The following is a 20782-nucleotide window of genomic DNA, read 5'->3' on the forward strand; positions in this document are numbered from 1 at the left end:
AGATAAATTAAATTTACCTAATCAAGATAAATCTACTGTTGTTACTGTAGGTAATATGCAAAAATATTGCGAGAACGCACCAAAATTAGAAATAGATTATACACAAAAACAGAAATGTCCTCAAAATATTTTAAGGGAACGTCAGAATCAAAAATATTCTTCATTTCCTGTGAAAACAGTAATGGGAGAGCAAAAAAAAGGTTTAAATGATAAAAAGCCCAATGATCAAGGTCAGACCGTTAGTTGGGATAGTTGGACTAGAAAATCTAATGAACAGAAAGGTACAACCTTTATTTTCAGAGGATAAATAAGTTAATTGATATTGTAATTGTACTTAGTATAATTTTAATGTTATTAACTTAGTTTTTATTACAAGAGTGGTCAAGAAGGAAGTAACAATATACACCGATGGAGCATGTTCAGGTAACCCTGGTCCTGGAGGGTGGGCAGCGGTTATATTACTCCCAACACAAAGAGAGAATATTTTTGGTAGTGAGGAAAATACTACAAATAATAAAATGGAATTGATGGCAGTAATTAATGGGTTAAAAGCATTAAAAACTTCTTGTAATATTAATCTTTACACGGATAGTACTTATATTAAAAATGGTATAACAGAATGGATAAATAAATGGAGAATAAATGGTTGGAAGACAAGTAATAAAAAGCCAGTAAAAAATACCGAGCTATGGAAGGAGTTATATAGTGTTTCTTTACAACATCAAATTAATTGGCATTGGGTTAAGGCTCATAATGGTGATAAATACAACGAGGAAGCCGATTTTCTAGCAAGAAAAGCCATTGGTAATGCTTAAAAAAATTGCCATATTATTTTTCACAATTTTTTTTCTAACATCTTGTCTTATATTGTACTTAAAAATTGATGATTCTACGGAAATCAATGTTAATTATATTAATTTTTACTTAAAGAATAAAATATCTAATAACTCTAATGTAGACATCAAAAATACTTCTCTTATCTTAAAGACGAATAATAAGGAATCATGTTTAATAATTACAGGTTTAGTAGTAAAAAATTCTGATTTTATTATCAAAATTCCTAAGCTTTTCATATATTTCAAAATGAGCTCTTTATTGAGAATGAAAGTTAATTTCTCTCAAATTTTGATTGATGAGGCATATGTACATGTGAATAAAAAAACTAACTTTAAAGCAGTAAAGTTTGATTTAAAAAATTCATTGCAGATTGCATCAAAATTTTTTTTAAAATTGAACCAAAATGCAAAGATTGAATTTACTAATGTTGCTATTAATAAAGGTACAGAAGATGAAATTTATATTGATAGATTTCATCTAAGTAAAAAAGAAAATTTAAGTATTAATATTCGTACACGAGATAATAAAGAAATACTAGATAACTTAGTAATTACAATAAAGAAGCACAATAATTTATTTCACTTGTATGGAGATTTTCACAACCTTAAATTAGGATTATTTAGTAATTTTTCTTCATTGATTGAAAGCAATAAATTAAGTAAAGACACAGAATTTAAAGGTGATTTTTTACTAAAAATTAATCAGAAAAATGAAATTTTAGCAGGGGATTTAAACATATTCAGTGCTAATACGAATCCAACAATATTAAATAATGTGAATGTAAAACTTACATATTACAATAATATTATTAGTGTAAAAAATTTTCATTTAAAATTAGCAGATATATATATTTCTTTAATAGGTAAAGTAAATCTTGGAACAGAAAATGCCTTACTTAGAGTTAATATTAATAAATTTACTATAAAAGATTTGTGTTCATATGTGCCAGATGAATTGCTAAGTAATGAATTTAAAAATTGGCTTTGTTATAATGTTGATGGTGATATTTTAAATACGATCATAGCCTTTAGCGGCAAAGTTAATAGCGGCAGTCTATCAGACGCTCAAGTAACTGCTGATGTAGAAAACGGTAGTATAAAATTTGATGATGATTTTGCACTAATAGAAAAATTAAATGGTAGCTTGAAGATAAAAAATAATAATCTTGATATTACTTTCGATCATGCTCAATTTCAGGGTTTTAATGTGATTGAAGGTGAAGTTCAAATGAATTCTTTCAACAAAAATGATGCATTATTAATTGTACGTGGTCAGGCGTTAGGTAGTGCATATTCATTATATGAACCCATTAAGTTTAAGTTAGATAAAGTTGTAGAAATTAAAGAAACTAATTTGAGTGGAAATGTAAATTCTAAATTCAATATTCAAGTTTTAACTTACACGCTGACAATAAAAAAGTAGAATTTTTGGCTAATTTTGACATAAAAATTGATGATTTGATTATTTATAATGGGAGTATTGGTAAACATGATGTGAAACTTAACTTTGGTAATGATTTTATAGACTTAAATAGTAGCGGTATAATAAACAATAAGCAGCTACTATTGATTTTAAAGAGCATAATAAAAATTTTTCTTATAAAATTAAAGGCGATTTACCAGCTCAGATATATCAAGATATAGATGGTTATATAAGTGTGAATATAGAATCAATGGTCGATTCAAATAATGTAGGGTTTATCAATGGTGATATAGATTTGTCTGATCTTATTTTACATTCAAGTTATCTAGGATGGAAAAATCGCTCTGAAGATCACAATAAAATTATATTTTCTGTGAATATGGTAGGTGAAGATAAATTTTTATTCAATAAATTAGATATTACAGGAAATGATATAGATATAAAGTTGAATGGAAAATTAGAAAATGAAAATTTATTTTTAAGATCTACTATCTTCAATTTACCTAATAATAATTTTAATATAGAGGTTGAGCTAAATAAAAAGAAAACTACTGTAAGTATCGATGGTGAAAAGATTCATTTGGGTGATATTTTAGGGTTTTTTACTAAGAGCAATAATGGTTCAGAGAGGGACATAGGAGTTAATATGCGTGTTGATACAATACTTATGAAAGATGATATTATCATTAATAATGCTGAATTAAATTTAACTTGTGTTCAAGGTAACTGTAATGGAAGTCATTTTACAGGAAAGTTTTTACAAGATGAAAACAGTAATATATTAGCAAAATATAGTGAAATAGGCTTCGAAATTTATGCAGATGATGCAGAAATGCTTTTTCGTTCTCTTGGTATCAGTAATTCAGTTAAAAATGGGAAACTATCTTTTTACCTATCCCCTCAAAGAGGCGATACAAAACACTATGGTATGGTATCTATTAGTAATTTCTACATTAAAGATGCACCTATACTTACCACTTTACTTTCTATGTCCTCACTTCCTGGTATTGTAAATACTCTTAAAAAAGAAGGTATATATTTTTATAGATGTAATATACCTTTTACATATAGCAATAGTATTGTTGAAATTGAGGAATCGTTGCTTGAGGGAACAGAGTTAGGTATGATTACTAGTGGTAATTTAGATATTAAAAATAGTAGATTTAATGTTACAGGTCAAGTTATACCAGCTTATTCAATGAATAAGTTTTTATTAAAAATACCTATAATTGGAAAACTTTTGACAGGTGGAAAAAGTAGAGGAGTTATCGGAATAGACTATAAAGCAAATGGAGATAGTAACAACAGTAATGTTTCTGTTAATTTTATTTCCTCTTTAACACCAAGTTTATTAAAAAGAATGTTGGGAATTTTTGACCGTATTATGATAAAGACTAATCAAAATATCAAAAGTTATATACAAAAGGAAAGTAAATCTTTACAACCACTCCTTTAATCTTTCTAGGTGTGTATAATTATTAAATTTGAGAAATTGATACCAGTATGGTGATGCAATAAATGCAGTATCTTCATTTAAATATTTAGATAAAAAAATAGGTATAATCTCTTGAAATTCTATCATTCTTTCTTTATATTTTTCTAATGAGGTGATTTTTATTTGATCATAATCGAACTTCCAATAAGCAAGTTCTGATGTTTCTTTTCTAGTTATATACTCCACTGCTAAAGCTTGCAAAATTAATTGTGGAAAAAATCCAGACATCACTTCATCATGAGAAGGTATTGCTCCAAATTTATAGTCTATTATTACTATTTGATCACCTGATAAATACTCAACCCTGTCACATTTTGCTGTAATTAAAATTTCCTTTAAAGCTGGAAAGGAAAATTTTTTTTCTACCTCGATATATTTACTTCTGGTTTTATTCAGTTCAATGAAAGATTGAACTATCTTTTGCAACCTTACCCACCACATACTTGAAAAGTTAAATTTACTAGAGAAAAATTCATTTTTTGCTATCTCCATGCAATCATTGCATGTGTTTTGTAAGTATTTTTCAAAGATACTATGCACCATAATGCCAAATTCTAATATAGATGGCTTAGAATTTAAGTTACGAAGTTTTTTAAGATTAAGTATGTATTCAATGTAAAATGAATAAGGGTTGCGAATTAACTTTTCTACTGCACTGCAAGACATTTCTTGCATTTTTTTTCTTCTTACTTGAGAACTTGGCTTTGGCATAGGTTGTTTGCATTGTAATACATATTCAGGTTTATGAAGCATTTTTACCCACTCTCTATAAGCTTGTTGCTCCCGAAAAAACATTTCAATGCGTTGTAAAAAAATTGATTTTCTCTGATTTATAGATCGTGTGATATAAACCTTATGTGTGCAAAATAAATTATATAAAGTGTATAAAAAATGCCCTTGCTCTTCTTGAGTAGAAGGAATTTCATTCATTAAAGAACATAAAAATGGATTTTTAAAATTGAGTGATTCATTAAAATCAGCAACTATAATAGTACTTGTTTTATGTAAACTAAATTTATTTATCTTGGAGAAAAAATTCTTTTAAGAAATAATGTAAGGATTTTGCTATATAAATCTAAAGAGCACCTAAAGTTTACATCTTCACATGCATTTATAAAGTTAGACATATAATTTCTCACTTCATTACTTAAATGTGAGCCAGAGAGCATTTCTATACATTTTAAATGCGTTATAGCTATTTTATAAATAGAATGATTAATAATATGGATTAAAGGATTAAATATTGCTTGTAAAGTATTGATTATATATATTATATCTTCTTTATATTTTATCTTTTTGTTCTTGTTAATCATATAAATGATCTTTTTTAAATCATTTACATTAAAATTACGCAGTATCTCTATTTCAAATTCTGATATAATTTTATTATATTTTTCTTTAGTATAATTAAAAGTTATTAGGGGGTGTTTTAGAAGTGAGAGTAGTTCTATGCTGTTCCAATTTGAAGTGAGTGTATTAATGCTGTAAAGTAAAAGCATTATATACTGATAGTTTTCTATATTACCTTGCTTCAGTAAGCATTCTACGCGAGTTGCAAGCAACTGATTATTAGTGAATAATGAAACATCTTTCAAGCCTTCATTTCTGGTAATTAAAGAAATAACCTGTGCTTCTTCTTCTACAGAATCACAGATAATAATTTCAATGTTACTGCAATTATTTTGATTTTTAACTTTACTTAGATCAGATGTTGTATCAAATATTTCATCAATAATTTGATCCGATTTTTTACTTAAGGAGTGAACATCATTTCTACTTATTTTTAGGTCACTCAACAAATTTTTAAGACAGTATTGATAATGTTTTTTATCAAGCTTTTGCCAATCTTTTTCTCTAATCTTAAAATTAAGATTGGGTAAAATAATTTGTCCATTAGGTAAGTTATATATTCGCTTGATCAAGGATTTACAATTCTCATTTCTTCCAATTCCAACAAAAATAATATGCTGATTTTCCTTTAATGAAACTATCATGTTATTTATGTAATTATTCTTATGTTCTAGGATATCTATTACTCCAATTTCTTTTAAAGTTTTACTCCAATTCTTTCTAAGTAAATCTATGAAATTATCTGTTTTTCTTGAATAATCACCACTATTATCTGTTACATTAAAAATTTGAATTGTATTCAATAGTGATGCAAGATCATACGCTAAATCGATGGAAAAGTTATCATTATTTTCCTCATTCCACTTTAGAATAAATTTAATCAATAAGAGTATTCGCTTTATTGGGTTGATTACTTTAACTTCATCGAGATTTAATATCAAATCTTCTTCGTCAATATTTTCTAGTGAAACAATTTCTGGTAAAATTATGCATTTTTTAGTATTATAATTTTTAAATGCATTCAATAGTGCTAATATATCTGACTTGTAGGGTAATATTATTTTTAACTCAGGTAATTCTGTTTCTTTATATGACGATAGTATGTGCTCAACTAGTGTATAAAAAAAAGATTCATCTGTATTGATAGAAAAAGTTTTGCCCACTCAAATATCTTAATTAAGAAAGTATTCTATTGTATATAACTTAATCTCAAAGATAAACGTTTCAAAATTGTAGCAGAAGTGAAGAAGGATACCACTGTAGTGGTATCCTTCTTCAGTAGACTATTACTTTAGTAAGATGATAAAAATTAACCTAAAAAGCAGCTGTCTTGTACTGGAGTATCAAGTAACAATTGATGTGTTGTAGCAAATTCACTGACATGCTTATCATAGTTTTTGAAATTCTCAATCATCGAATCAGCAGTGGTTTTTAGATGTGATGTATCTACATCTTTACTCATTTCATCTAAGGAGCTTTTAGTACACTCAGCAAATTTAAGAGTATCTTTTAAGCCTTTTTCAATGTCTTTAGTGATGATTTTTAGATCCGAAAGGACTGCTTGCTTCTTATTCAACAAGGTTGTTTTAATAGCGTTAGTTATGTATTCTAAATCTAAATCAGAGTGCTTACTAGCAAATTCAGATATCTTAAGAGAAGCATTTTTTAAGCTATCTTTAACTTGGTTAGCACTATTTTTGAAAGGTACAATAAGATCATTCTTGATATGTGATATATAATCATCAATCTGCTTAGTAATGCTATTTAAGTCTGCATTAACAAGTTTCATATTAAATTTTTTTGATGAAAAACAGTCAGAACTACTCTTTTCATGTTCATTTAATAAATCAGTCAATCTTTCTAGTTGTTTAGGATATATTTCTGCATGTATCTCTCTAAGATCTTGAGGACTCAAGGAACTTTTATAATGTTTTATATAGTTTTTAAATTCGTGATTCGTCATATAATGAATGTTTATTTTAAATTGATTTTCTATATCTTCTTTAGTTTTTATCTGAAGCTTTCTACAATTTGCACCATATGTATCAGTGAAAGAAGAAAATTTATCAGAAATATTAAGTAGTTCTGATCCAATCTCATCGGTAATTTTTGTCAAATCTGTAAGTAAACTAGATAATTCAACTTTATCTGTTGAAGATTCATAGTTTTGTAAGTCTGGATTTGTCTTTACAGCAGTATCAAAGTATTGTTTGGTGTCGTCAACTTTAGATAAATTCTTGTAGCTTTTTTTTATTATGTCACCAATATGACAAAAATTTACACAAAGATCATTTTGTGCATTTGATACATTATGTTGTATCATTTCACTTATTTTATCTGTACCTTCAGAAGGATTATTATTTAATTTTTCTAACTCCAGAACAGCATCTTTTAATCTATCTTTCACTTGTTTAGCAGTGTGCTCTAAACCAACAATCACTTTGCTGTCGAGAAGTTCTAGACAATTGTCAATTTCCTTAGAAATTTTTTCTATCTTCACACTAAAGTTACCCTTGGTTGACTTATTTTCTTCTTGTAATACTATAGATCCAAAAGCATTTGCAGCCGTAATTATTCCTTCACCCACAAGGTATTCTCTCATAATTTTACTCCTTTATAAAAAACTAAGCCTACAAATAAACTGTGAAAAATAACTTAAGCAGGAAGAATCGACTACATGAAATATTTTTTTCAATTGAATTAAAAAAAACCCATTGCGTGTTGAATAAAGCGTTTTTTAAGCAAACTAGAATTTTCAACTATCATTAAACCAAAATTCCTTAACACCTTAATGCAAAATATTCTGTTAGAAAAAACTCTATTTAATCCATCAGTTGCTAGTGCCATGCTAACATTATCAAATAACCTATCACGTGAGATTTTTTGCAGTAAGTAATTACTTCCTATATCAATACCCGACACTTTTGCATTAGCTGCATGCCTTATTACACTTTCTACATCTCTTATTCCAAGATTTAGTCCCTGACCTGCAACTGGATGAATTGCATGCGCTGCATCGCCAATTAGTAAAACCCTATTTTTGTATAATCTCTTTACAAAAGAAAAACTTAAAGGATACACTCCTCTTGTACCTAATAGCTCAATTTCACCTAAATAAGAACCAAATCTTTTTTTAAGCTCTACAATAAACTCCTCATCAGATAAACTCATAAGCATTTCTGCAATTTCACAACTACTTGTCCACACTATTGAAGAAAGATACCCGCCCTTCATTGGTAAAATTGCAAATGGACCATCAGAAAAAAAACGTTCCACTGCCAAATTTTCATGATGTAATTCATGTTTTACATTGCATACTATACTACTTTGCTTGTAATTAAATTTTATTTTTGGCATAGAAAACAATTCTGGTATTTTAGAACTTTTACCCTCAGCGCAAATAAATAACTGAGACGTTAACTTTTTTTGATCATCAAGAGCAACTTCTACGTATCCTGAATCACAGGTAACTATTTGATATGAGTGAGGAGAAAATATATTAAGTTGATTTAAAAAATGACTATTAATTGTATTCCATATTATAGCGCTATCAACCACATATCCCATCGGCTCTTCGCCAATCATTTTATGGTCATAATGTACAGTAAATGGACTATCTGCATCTAGTATACATATATCAAGTATAGGTTCAGCTTCTTTCTCTATGAATTGCCAAATGCCTAATTTTTCTAAAATTTTCTTTGAACCTTGCGAAATGGCAAATGCCCTGTTATCACAAGGAATACGTGGTAAAGTATCTTTCTCAATCACTGCAGCGGATATAGAATTTTGACTCAATCCAATTGCAGTAATGAGCCCAATTAATCCTCCACCTGAAATAATTACATCATAGTTCATTTTATTTACATTCAGTTTCAAACTATATTTGATATTTTTTTTAAAGTAAATTAAATGATTTATACTCCTTCATGATATAGTAAAATAAACTCATTCCCCTTTTTAAGTAATATACTTACCATTACGGGTAAAAATATTCATAAAACCAAAAGTTGCAATTCTTGGTTCTTCAGATTACAATGGTGAAGTAATATTCAGGCTAATACTACAGAGAGAGTATTAGCTTTGTTAAGCAATTTTCGCAAATGATTTTCACTGCACTTAACTCTATAAAATTACACCCCCCCTAGCCCCTCTGTTTCTAATGGTTTCCTCTAGGCCAGAATCTGTTACAGAGCTATTAGGATTTTCTGAATCTTCATGCGGTCTATTTACTTCAATAGCATTTATTCTCCCTTCTAATTCTAAAATTCCAATAGCATTGATAACCTCTTCTAATACTGGATTTTCTTCATCCGTTACCGAACTTGTTGACAACGTTTCTGATATACTATGTTCTGGTTTAATATTTATTTCAATTCCCCCTAAATCTCTAATCTCCTGACCTGATGAAATGGTACAAGTGTGACATCTGTTAGTCTTGTTGGGATTCTTTCTGTTTCAGTTTCCCCTAAATTCCTAATCCTCTCTTCTAATTCTCTCAATAAAGGATTATTTAGCCTTGTATTACCCTGAGAATCAAAAAAAATCACCAAATCAAGTGGAGTAATTTTATCATCGCGTCCAGGAATTTCGATTAGACTATTAATCTGGCCTCCTTTTGCCAATGATTCAATAGTTTCTGATAATTCTTTTCTATAAGATTTTATCTCTTCCTCTTTACTTAATATTACTATCGTTGAAAGTATTTCTATAAATTTTTCTTGATTGTTTGTATTATTCATAATTTTACCAATACTATTAATAATATATATTATATATATAAAAAATTAATTTTCAAGATAAAATATTATTTTATTTACTCCTCTAAATATTTGCTAACATGGTTTGCTTTTTTACATTTGATCTAGATAAAAAACATGAGTGAAAATATTTAGAAAACCAAAAATTGCAATTCTTGGTTCTTCAGATTATACTACTGATATAAAGTCCATACTAATTCAATACATGGTAGAAAAAGAAGCCCAGTTTAGTTTCACAGAAAAAAATCTACAAAGAGCAAAGGAATTTATAGCAATGTATCCAAAAGGTAGAGAAGGAAGTGCTGTTATGTCTTTACTATACTTGGTGCAAGAAGAACTTGGATGGGTACCAGGATTCGCTATGCGTTATGTTGCTGATTTACTACATGTACCTCATATTCGCGTGTATGAAGTAGCAAATTTCTACACTATGTACAACCTAAAGCCTGTAGGTAAATACTTAATACAAGTGTGTAGAACTACACCATGTTGGTTATGTAATAGCGAAGAAATTCTAAGTACTATTAAAAATAAATTAGGAATTAATATAGGTGAAACAACAAAAGATAATTTATTTACTCTCAAGGAAGTCGAATGTTTGGGTGCATGTATAAATGCTCCCGTTGTACAAATTAACAATGATTTTTATGAAAATCTCACTTCTGAAAAAATAGAAAAAATTATAACAGAACTTTCAAATGAATAATAATAGACATGTTATAAAATCATCTGTCATCCCAGTACGTGACACTGGGATCCATCTTGTTTTTATCACGGACATTATTTTAACATACATTCCTAGAATCCGTTTTCTATTTTATAATTTGCGAATATTTTCATGCTTAGATCCCAGCGTCACGCACTGGGATGACAAGAAGATGGATAGTAAAATGACAAGAAGAGAGATACTGGAAATGATGTCAGATAGGAATGATCTTTCACCAAAACAATGGTTATGCAAGAAATAAAGGAAGAATTTTCGTTTAAAATAACCAAGCAATCAGGTTCTGCAAGAATTGGAACAATAAAAACTCCTCATGGGAACATAGAAACACCAGCATTTATATTTTGTGCAACAAAAGCTGCTATTAAAGCTGCAGATATCGAAAGAATTAATGAAGCAGGTACTCAAATTATACTTTCCAATACTTATCATTTAATGCTTCAACCTGGAGAAGATACAGTTGCAAAACTCGGTGGCTTACATAAAATGATGGGATGGAATAAGCCAATGTTAACTGATTCAGGTGGATATCAGATATTTAGTTTAGGATATGGATCAGTTTCAGATGAAATAAAAGGAATAAGAAACAAGCAAAAAACACTAATAAAAATCAACGAAGACGGTGCAATTTTTCGTTCATATATAAATGGTAAAATTTATTGCTTAACACCTGAAAAATCAATACAGATTCAGCAAAAATTAGGTGCAGATTTGATTGTCGTATTAGATGAATGTACACCTTTTCATGTAAGTAAAGAATACACAGAAAAATCAATGTTAATGAGCCACAAATGGGCTGAACGTTCTTTAAATGAATTTAAAAAAAATGACTTAGGCAATCAGGCTTTATATGGTATCACCCAGGGAGGAATATACCAAGATCTACGAAAAGAAAGTTGCAATTTTATCAATAATTTACCATTTTTTGGTCAAGCAATAGGTGGCTCGCTTGGCCAAAGCAAACAACAGATGTATGACGTGGTTTCCTTTACTACGGAGCAGTTAAAAAAAGACAGACCTACTCATTTACTTGGTATTGGAGGCATTGTAGATATTTTTCATGGAGTAAGCTTAGGTATTGATACGTTTGATTGCGTTCATCCAACTCGTTTAGCAAGACATGGCGGAGCATTAATTAAAATAAAGAGTAGAAATTCCGTTTCTTCTCGCAATAAAGAGCACATTAATTTACGTAACCAAAGGTTTATGCTAGATGAAGGTCCAATTGAAAGTGATTGTTTATGTTTTACATGCAGCAGATATTCAAGAGCTTATATACATCATTTATTAAAAGCTAGAGAAATATTAGCTCACACATTAATCACTATTCATAACGTTTTCTTTATGAACAAGCTGATGGAATCAATAAGGCAGGCAATCTTAAATGATAGATTGAATCAGGAAAAAAATAACTGGATTGGTGCTATATAATAAAAATCTTTCTAGCGCAGAAAAACTACTACTAAATTGGGTTGGCTTTTTACTTTTTTTTCATCAAGGTATGCCTAAATAAAAAGTAATTAATTATATATGGAAATTTATGTTAAGGCTAAATGAATTTATACAATTATTCAATAAGGTAAATGACGATAAAAAAATAAGTCAAGACAAATTAATAAAAAAAATAAAAAGTAAATTAAAAAGACTTGATACTAATAATTCATATAAATTATGGAAAAATGATGATTTTAATATAAATTATAGATTTACAGTAATAAATGAGCAAAATGAACAAAAAGCCTATACATTTTTACATATTGCTACTATTGGTAATTGTCAAAAAGTCATTCAATTTCTATTAAATAAAGAAGCACAAATTGATGTACAAGATAATGACGAAAAAACTCCTTTACACTATGCTGTCAAAAATCACCGCACAGAAATAGCAGAACTTTTTATAACAAAAGCAGCACATATTATCGGTAAATACATACTTGACATACAAGATACAGGAGGTATGACTCCTCTGCACGATGCTGTTGCTTCTGAACAAAAGGGAATTATAAAACTCTTAATACAAAATGGTGCACATATTGATATAGAAGATTTTCAGAATAAGAGAACTGCATTGCACCATGCTGCTATAAAAGGCAAAGATCAGTTTATAGAGCTACTATTAAGCAATGGAGCACAGGTTAATAGGCCAGATAAACATAAAATGACTCCTTTACATCTTGCTGTTATTTCGAAAAATATAAAGTCAGTAAATGTTCTATTAGCAAAAGGAGCACAAATAGATTTGCAAGATAGTAAAGGCAAGACTGCATTAGATTATGCTAGGGACAATAATCTGGAAGATATAATAAAACTTTTAGAAAAAGCAGAAGTAAAAAATAATAGAACTGAGTCGAGACATAATAGTGTGTTTGAGGTAGTAATGAAAGCTGTACAGCAAAAACAAACAGATACTGAGACACAAAGCAATAAAGAGGAGAATGGAAGCATAAGTATAATGACAAAACAAATTCCACACCAACATAAACCAACTCAAAATAAAGAAGGCAGTACAAGTAATCTATATCCTACTCACATTAATGATGTAACAAACGATAAAAACAATGAAGATCAAGGTAATAATCTTTCATTAACAATCAGTAAGAAAGATAATAAAAAAATTTGTTCTAAAACACTAATGTTAACTATAACTTTAACTGCAACTATAGTCCTTCCACTAATACTTAAATACTATTCGGAATTAGCTATTGTTGAAATAGCTGCAACCACTCTAGTATTAACACTGTTGGGATTAGGTTTCACTTATATACTACCTAATACCAGTTTAGATGTAACTGAATGCTGTAAAATATCTTCTTTCAAAACAAATGATAGAGCTCAGGAAAATTATAAAATGTAGGCTTGAGCTAGATTGACATGTCAGTAGTACTTTGTAAAATTTACATAATATTTAGGTAGAGTAAATTGCAATCAGCTACTTATATAAATTATACTATATTTTTATAGTTTTTTGTAAATGTGCTGTAATATGAACAAAATTATACAAAAATTAATTTATTTTAATAAAACTTAGGTATATACTTTACGTTTGATTCTATAATATCTATGCATAAAATTATATCTCTTATTTTTCTGATTTGCTTATCTGTACAATTACCAGCAATTTCTGCTGAAAAGAATGAGGTTGATTTATATGAGGAGGCAGTTGAGCTTTTTAACCAAGATAAATATAAGCAAGCTATCCGAGCTTTTCAACAAATTGAAGATTTATACCCCATTTCTTATTGGGCAATGAAGGCAAAGTTACTATCTGGCGTGTCCAATTATAATATGGGTGATTATAGTAATGCTGCAATTGACATGAATGAATATATAGATACTTATCCAAACAATGATAACTTATTTTATGCATACTATTTGAGAATGTTATCTTACTATATGCAAATTAATAAAATACAGCTTGAACAGCAAATTGCATACAAAACCTTAGAACTGGCTACGGAATACATGAACCTTTTTCCGGATGGTGAATATATAAATGATGTAAATGAGAAAGTAAAATTAGTTACACAACATATAGCAGCCAAAGAGTATTCTATAGGTAGCTTCTATTTTAGACGTGGTGAATATTTGGCAGCAATAAAGCGTTTTAAGAATATAATTGATTATAAAAATTCTCATTATTTATTTAAATCTCTAAAATATTTAGTAGCAGCTCACTTAGCTCTTGGCCTTGAATTAGAAGCTGAAAAGTATGAAACCATGTTAGCTAACATTAGCTAATTTTTATTTAAAAAATCTCAGTAGGACTACCAGTTGGACCCATAAGAACTATTAATTCACCCTCCTTTAAGTATTTGCATAAGTTAGTAGAACCCCCAGTTTCAAGTACAATAGTAGAAATTATTCCTTTCTCCTTATCTACTTCACTACCAGTGACAGCTATACCTTCCATAGCAAGTCTTGTGTTCTTAGCACTTTTACTATTAATTTCAAAATTCTGTAATCTAAAAAATTGCCCAGGCTTAAAATTTCTTGCAGCAAGTGGGGCTTTAATCGCTATCTCAATCACTTTATTAGTCAAATATTGAATTTTTACAACTTGTGCCGTGAATTGCTCTTTAATTTTAGAAAAGAATTCTTCATTGCTTTCTAGTTTGAGATTTCTTATTTCATTTAAAAGCTGCGAAATAATTGGGTACCCATTTTTTGCACTTGCCATAGCTTTAACAACACTACCACTATATGATGGATGTAAATCTCCAAAAAAGCTGATTGTTTTATCTCCTTTTCTATAAACTAATATTCTATCTTTATTTGCCATTTTCGGTGAAAACACAGGCTCAACTTCTTTTCCTGATGAATCTAGATGAACAAAATATCCATTCTTTACTTTAAAATGTTTTTTATCTTCAGTTGCAATAACGGTATTTGGTTCAGTGCCTGCTGCTACAAAAATTGAGCGTGCTTTTATATGTTTTATTTCACCAGATTTACTATGTACTAGCTTGAGCAATTTAGCACTATTATATTTATCTACAATCACTTCAACAGGAAAGAGATTTTCAATAAAATAAATCCCTTCTGACAATCCATTTTGTACTTCTTCGCTGTTTAGTCTATAGCTTGGTGCATCATTTAATTCTTTTCTATATATAACTTTAACCCCTCCCCATTCCTGAATTAACTCCAGTATTTTAGGTTCTTTATTATTTTGCTTAGCAAATTGATATTCTTCTCTAATTAATTTAGCATGTAATATAAATTCATTTGCAATCTCACATTCCTCTTCCGTCCATTCTTTTTCAATGTAATCTTTTCCGTACTTATCAACCAATACTTCATATCGTGAAAGGAATTTTTCTATCTGTACGGGATAGTATGCTAATGTTTCTGTTGCTGTATCAATTGCAGTAAGACCACCACCTATAATTACTATAGGCATACGAACTTGCAAATTTGCTATTGAATCAAATCTCATAGCACCAGTAAGTTGTAGTGACATCAAGAAATCTGATGCCATGTTAGCTAACATGTTTTTCATTTTTATCATTCTAGGGTTACCCGAACCAAGGGCTAAGGCGATGTGGTCAAACCCCAAATCAAAAGCATTATTCACAGTAACCGTCCCTCCAAAATTAATTCCCCCATAAAGTGAAAAATTTTCACGTCTTTCTAATAGTAATCTAATGATTTTTAAGTAATTTTTATCCCACCTAGAAGTAATGCCATATTCTGCAACTCCTCCAAATCCACACGCTACTCGTTCACTTAATTTTTCATATCTAAAATTTTTAATCAGCTGCAAATTATCAATTAATGGCTCAATTTTTAATCCATCAATACCAACAACATTGTGACCATCGTTCAACAGGTGATGCGCTAAACTAAAACCCGCAGGTCCAAGTCCAATAACCAAAACATTTCTTCTCGTATTCTTTCTTGGAAATGGACGTTGAAAATTCAAAGGATTCCAACGACTAAGCAGTGAATATATTTCAAACCCATATGATAAATTAAGTACATCATCAAGAACCCTAGTTTCAATCATCGGAACATTTACAGGTTCTTGTTTCTGATATATGCACGAATTCATACAGTCATTACATATTCTGTGACCAGTTGCAGCACATAGAGGATTGTCTATCATAACAATTCCTAAACTTGCTATGCTGTACCCTTCACTTTTCACTATATTCATTTCTGATATTTTTTGCTCTAAAGGACAACCATGTAACTCTATGTTTAGTGGAGATTTTTTAAAAGTTTGATCACTATTAATTAAACCTTTTGAACAACTATCTTTATTTTGTTTATGACAAATTATACAATAATTAGCATTATCTAATACTTCATCTAAATTAGTTTTTTTATTTGTTAGATCAAATCCGTAACGTCTTTTTATTTTATCTGAATAGAGTACCTCAACTTCATCAATCTCTTTTTTAGAGCATAATACAAGATTTTCATAGTCAGTTTTTCTCTTTACACTAAATAATATGCTTTCTTTATTTTTCACTCTCCACGCTGCGTATTGTGCTGCAAAATCTAGTTCTATCTGGAATCGCTCTGGTTCTTCGAACCAAATCATAACCTGTTCAGCAAATTTTTTTTCTGTAATTGGTAAATCAAAGAAATTATTTAATTTATCAGTAACATAATCAATGTTTATTTCTGAATTTGCATATTTCTTTAATGCATAGCGCTGAACAAACACTCTTTTACATTTATATATTAAAGAAAAATCAATATGTTTTTTCCTTAATTCTTCTACTTCTTTTTCAATAGAAAAAAGTTTAACAATAAATTCTTCAAGTAAATATGAAAGATCTATTATTAACTCACTGTTTCCAATTTGCTTTTTTCTTGCTTCAATTAATGAATTAAATAAATCCTCATTGTACGAGTTAATATAATCTAAAAATACTTGATCTAATTCGATCAATCTATCACGAGAATATAGATTAAGAAATGAAATATTAAAATTTATGTTCATTCATATATTTACTTATTTTTTATATTTTACTTGTACCTTAGGTTAATTGTAAATGATTAAAGGAATTGTTATGGTAGATATTTTTTCGATAGACAGTCTTGGAGATTTGATGGATTTTACATTAGAGTCAAAAAATAATTTTAATATAGATACAGAAAAAATTGCTCGTTCGGTTAATAAAGACTTACAAGATACTGCTTTGAATATGTTACCTGTAAACTCAATTCTTTGTAAAGGAACTGCTATGGTAGATACTTCTTTGATAGATAATCTTGGAGATCTGGTGGATTTTGCATTAGCATCGCATAAGTTAATCGAAAATAATCTTAGCACAGATATGGAAAAAACTGTTCATTCGGTTAGCAAAGGATCACAAGATACTGCTCTGAATAATAATCATAATAGTATAAATTTGGAAAACTTTGCTCAGCAAAATATTGAAGATTTACAAAATACTCCCTTAAAGATAGATGAATTAGCTAAGAATAATATAGATATAGAAAAACCTGCTCAGCAGGAGCATGAAGAATTACTATATATTTCTCGGAAGTTAGGTGTACCCACCAATAGTAACATTGACCTAGGCACAGAAAAAATTTCCCAGCAAAACTTTGATACCTCTCCTTTAGAAAAGGATGTAACATTTTCAGACAGAATAGGTCCAATTTTATAACATCACTAAAGTAATAAATTTACTTAAATAATCAGATTATATAAGTATCTATATATGATCTGATTTATAGTTCCTTTCTAATCATTTTTAAGTGTTCTTTCATAACTTATCTGTAATTTTGGTTTTTTATAAAGGAGTAAAATTATGAAAGAATATCTTATAAATTAAGGAATATCTATCTTGGCTGAATTGGCTGAAAAAGCTTTGGAATATATAATGCATACTTAGGATATATTGCCTACATTATCGCCCCATACTCATGCCAAGTTGGCTGACATTTAAATTACTCATCGATGTACATGCTCTGTGCATACTGTGCATTTTGATACTATTTTCAATTATTTCCTTAACTGCATCAGTATTACCCGATATTATATTATTCAACAATTCTTTTTTAGATGTTGACGTTCTTAAATGAACAGGTAATTCATGTTCTGGAGCTGATGATGTTGTATCATCATTAGCTCCACTGCGGGGGAAACGTCATGGAACTAAATTAGGCCTGAGTTAGGCTAAGAGCAGGATCAATTAAAACCCATGCTCAGGTTTACCAGACCAGTAATTATGTTAAATCTCATGTGGAACTTTCTACCCTGACATTTTTTCTGTTTCTCAACTTTTTCCCATTCAGATCTAATTTTTTCTACTATTTTTTTGAATTCTTCTACTTTCAGCCCAGTTAGCTGCTTGAAAACATACGACATCTTTGATGCTTTTACTTAACTTATTGTCATTTTTCTTCCACTAAAACCTTTGTTTCACCTCTTTTTCTTCTCTTTCTCAGAGAGTTTAAAGATGTTTATTGATTTAGATATAGGTAAAATACAGTTAAGAAAAAGTAAACAAACTGAGCTGAGTCTTACATGTTTGCCAGTGTTATGGCTCTTTTTACTTAGTGATTACTTCGTTACCAATACATTACTGCTTCAGGTAACTTTCACTTGGATTATAGCTATATGAAACAGTACCATTTTACTCTGAAAAAGTGATGCTGTTTAGTTAAATGTTGATTATAATATACTGCTAAATTATATCATGGTTAATTATAGTAGTATCTTGCTCCATATTTATTGGATTTACATAAGGTATTGAGTGATCTATAACCGATGAAACTTTAGAGTGAGACCCTTCTTCCATAAGGTTTTTTACAAAGCATTTAATTAACAAATTGCGCATAGCATCCATGATATTGCAGTCATTGTTTGTAACACAATTATTGTAAGATGGATTATTACCGCATTCAGGTTTTAAATCTGTAATAGGAGGTTTATTATCATCTGGTTTTAAATCTGTAACAGGAGGTTTGTTCTCATCTGGTTTTAAATCTGTAATAGGAGGTTTATTATCATCTGGTTTTAAATCTGTAACAGGAGGTTTGTTCTCATCTGGTTTTATATTAGAATAGTCTAATTTAAAATTTCCTTGACTGTCTAGATGAGACATATCTTCTTTTTTAAGGTAAGCTTCTTTCCTAACTTTAACGTAGGGACTGAAGTTCTTATTATAAAATCCATGATTCATTACATTACTTGGTGCATGACCATTTTTATCTTGGTTATTAATATCAGCTCCTTGATCAATAAAAAACTTAACTACTTCGGGATCTTCATTGTAACACATTGCAAGCAACAAAGGAGAGGAAACAAGTGAATTTTTAGCATCTAGCTGAACACCTCCTTTGTCATATATATACTCAACCACTGGTAAACTCCCTCCTCTAGCAGCGCGGTGTAGTGGAGTGTTATTCACGTAAGATTCGTTAGACAGATCAAATTCTTTTTTTTCTACAAGATACTTTACTACATTTAAACAATCTGTCCGAGCAGCAAGGTTCAAAGCATCTAGCTGTTCGTTATTAAATTTTTCTTTAATACCTTTAATACCCTTAATATCTTTAATATTTTCAAAATTACAATCTTTTAGATTATGCAATATACTATTTTTATTATTATCTTTGTAACCATCTACTTTTAGGTAAGCTAATTTATTAGTTTTAATATCTGGGCTTGAAAAAGAATTACAACTAACTGAACTCATCCAGTCCTTAGGTGTTTGATTTCTATCATCCTTAGCATCAGGATCTGCTCCTTGGTCCATCAAAAACTTTACTACCTTAGGATTTTGGTTGTAACAAGCAGCATAATGTAAAGGTGTGCGACCTAATGAGTCTCTAGCATCTGTATTGATATCATCTCCTCCCTTTTCAAACACATATTTAACCACTGGTAAACTGCCTCTTATAGCAGCAAGGTGTAGTGGAACTGCATTTATCTTATTTGTTCCATCTCCTAATAAAGGTGGAACAGTATAATTTGATGATGTAATATCAAACTCTTTTTGTTCCACTAGATTTTTTACTACATTTAAGCAATCTGTCTGGACAGCAATACCCAAAGGATTAAAACTTACTCCATCTATAGTTGTTTTAGCATTTTTAATATTTTTATAACTGTCAATATACTTTTCATTGCACTTGTATATATTTTGTGCTAGAGGGGCATTGCTTAATAATAAATTCCTTGTCGATGCACCACCAACTAATGTTGATTCATTTCCATCTTCAACACTTTGTATTCGCTCGTTACTTGATAAGGAATTTTCATTGTTTACATTAGTCATAAGTTCTCCAACTTTGATTTAAAAATATCATTTACTAAAAGATTTATATATTATATAGTATAATACTTTAAAATTTGTAAATTTATACTATAAGTATTATCAATTTAGCCAAGAGAAACAAAATTTGTTTTATGGTAAAGTCAATTAGCTCACAAGTCTGATATTTAATTATAATATTGTGTCATTTACAGACAAATAAGTACTATGAGTATTGTTCTTTTGACTTTCTTAGTTTTTTTCTTGAAAGGCATATTTCCATACTCTGTAATCCTCTTATCATTACCAGCAAACAGATGTAGAAGAAAAGAGGGCGGCTATTGCGAAGTATTAGAGGAAATGATAATTTTTACTAAGAGCAAGCTAAAAATTTTTCCTTAGAAAAATAAGAGTATCTCATTTAAATGTATATTTCAGGATGGTTTATATTTGCACTGAACAAGAATAAAACTAA

Annotated in this window: 17 protein-coding genes and 1 pseudogene; 9 read left to right on the plus strand and 9 right to left on the minus strand. The window is 29.3% G+C overall.

Going from position 1 to position 20782, the window contains the following annotated elements:
• The 4 genes from NL275_RS01600 to NL275_RS02715 all read left to right on the plus strand — a co-directional run.
• Positions 1–307 (plus strand): hypothetical protein (locus tag NL275_RS01600; RefSeq protein ID WP_253299782.1); only part of this gene is annotated, 307 nt, incomplete at its 5' end.
• Between the two features lie 70 nt (positions 308–377).
• Positions 378–815, plus strand: coding sequence for a ribonuclease HI (rnhA, locus tag NL275_RS01605; protein WP_253299783.1), 438 nt, complete (start codon positions 378–380; stop codon positions 813–815).
• A gap of 52 nt (positions 816–867) precedes the next feature.
• A complete protein-coding gene (locus NL275_RS02710; RefSeq protein WP_370107054.1) occupies positions 868–2259 on the plus strand; it encodes a YhdP family protein in 1392 nt (463 codons plus the stop codon).
• Positions 2260–2494: 235 nt separating this feature from the next.
• Entirely contained in the window at positions 2495–3715 is a 1221-nt protein-coding gene (locus NL275_RS02715) for an AsmA-like C-terminal domain-containing protein (protein ID WP_370107056.1), read from the plus strand.
• Here NL275_RS02715 and NL275_RS02745 read toward each other — a convergent pair.
• The 5 genes and pseudogenes from NL275_RS02745 to NL275_RS01640 all read right to left on the minus strand — a co-directional run bounded on the left by NL275_RS02745 (position 3698) and on the right by NL275_RS01640 (position 9846).
• Positions 3698–6267 (minus strand): annotated as a pseudogene (locus NL275_RS02745) (PD-(D/E)XK nuclease family protein). The gene NL275_RS02715 and the pseudogene NL275_RS02745 sit on opposite strands and share 18 nt — an antisense overlap.
• Before the next feature lie 146 nt (positions 6268–6413).
• Positions 6414–7706, minus strand: a complete 1293-nt coding sequence (locus NL275_RS01625; protein WP_253299786.1) for a hypothetical protein — start codon at positions 7704–7706, stop codon at positions 6414–6416.
• A gap of 98 nt (positions 7707–7804) precedes the next feature.
• Positions 7805–8962, minus strand: a complete 1158-nt coding sequence (gene ubiH / locus NL275_RS01630) for a 2-octaprenyl-6-methoxyphenyl hydroxylase (protein ID WP_253299787.1) — start codon at positions 8960–8962, stop codon at positions 7805–7807.
• A 267-nt stretch (positions 8963–9229) separates the two neighbouring features.
• Positions 9230–9439 (minus strand): hypothetical protein, encoded by a 210-nt coding sequence (locus tag NL275_RS01635; protein WP_253299788.1) that lies wholly within the window; start codon positions 9437–9439, stop codon positions 9230–9232.
• A gap of 47 nt (positions 9440–9486) precedes the next feature.
• Positions 9487–9846: a hypothetical protein gene (locus NL275_RS01640; protein WP_253299789.1), complete on the minus strand. Its 360-nt coding sequence runs from the start codon at positions 9844–9846 to the stop codon at positions 9487–9489.
• 223 nt (positions 9847–10069) lie between these two features.
• On the opposite strand from NL275_RS01640, the gene nuoE reads away from it, so the two are divergent.
• The 4 genes from nuoE to bamD all read left to right on the plus strand — a co-directional run bounded on the left by nuoE (position 10070) and on the right by bamD (position 14326).
• Positions 10070–10570: an NADH-quinone oxidoreductase subunit NuoE gene (nuoE, locus tag NL275_RS01645; protein ID WP_253300225.1), complete on the plus strand. Its 501-nt coding sequence runs from the start codon at positions 10070–10072 to the stop codon at positions 10568–10570.
• Between the two features lie 249 nt (positions 10571–10819).
• A complete protein-coding gene (gene tgt / locus NL275_RS01650) occupies positions 10820–12019 on the plus strand; it encodes a tRNA guanosine(34) transglycosylase Tgt (protein ID WP_253299790.1) in 1200 nt (399 codons plus the stop codon).
• Between the two features lie 109 nt (positions 12020–12128).
• Entirely contained in the window at positions 12129–13442 is a 1314-nt protein-coding gene (locus tag NL275_RS01655) for an ankyrin repeat domain-containing protein (RefSeq protein ID WP_253299791.1), read from the plus strand.
• A 206-nt stretch (positions 13443–13648) separates the two neighbouring features.
• On the plus strand, positions 13649–14326 hold the full coding sequence (bamD, locus tag NL275_RS01660) for an outer membrane protein assembly factor BamD (protein WP_253299792.1): 678 nt from the start codon (positions 13649–13651) through the stop codon (positions 14324–14326).
• Between the two features lie 7 nt (positions 14327–14333).
• Here bamD and NL275_RS01665 read toward each other — a convergent pair whose 3' ends face one another.
• The gene (locus NL275_RS01665; RefSeq protein WP_253299793.1) at positions 14334–17039 is read right to left on the minus strand and encodes an FAD-dependent oxidoreductase; all 2706 of its coding nucleotides are present in this window, start codon (positions 17037–17039) and stop codon (positions 14334–14336) included.
• Positions 17040–17109: 70 nt separating this feature from the next.
• On the opposite strand from NL275_RS01665, the gene NL275_RS01670 reads away from it, so the two are divergent.
• The gene (locus NL275_RS01670) at positions 17110–17712 is read left to right on the plus strand and encodes a hypothetical protein (RefSeq protein WP_253299794.1); all 603 of its coding nucleotides are present in this window, start codon (positions 17110–17112) and stop codon (positions 17710–17712) included.
• Between the two features lie 243 nt (positions 17713–17955).
• Here NL275_RS01670 and NL275_RS01675 read toward each other — a convergent pair whose 3' ends face one another.
• The 3 genes from NL275_RS01675 to NL275_RS01685 all read right to left on the minus strand — a co-directional run bounded on the left by NL275_RS01675 (position 17956) and on the right by NL275_RS01685 (position 20331).
• A complete protein-coding gene (locus tag NL275_RS01675; RefSeq protein ID WP_253299795.1) occupies positions 17956–18096 on the minus strand; it encodes a hypothetical protein in 141 nt (46 codons plus the stop codon).
• A 140-nt stretch (positions 18097–18236) separates the two neighbouring features.
• The gene (locus NL275_RS01680; protein WP_253299796.1) at positions 18237–18416 is read right to left on the minus strand and encodes a hypothetical protein; all 180 of its coding nucleotides are present in this window, start codon (positions 18414–18416) and stop codon (positions 18237–18239) included.
• 319 nt (positions 18417–18735) lie between these two features.
• Complete coding sequence (locus NL275_RS01685; RefSeq protein WP_253299797.1) at positions 18736–20331, minus strand: ankyrin repeat domain-containing protein; 1596 nt, start codon at positions 20329–20331, stop codon at positions 18736–18738.
• Positions 20332–20782 lie beyond the last annotated feature (451 nt).

The organism is Wolbachia endosymbiont of Chironomus riparius, assembly GCF_918315375.1.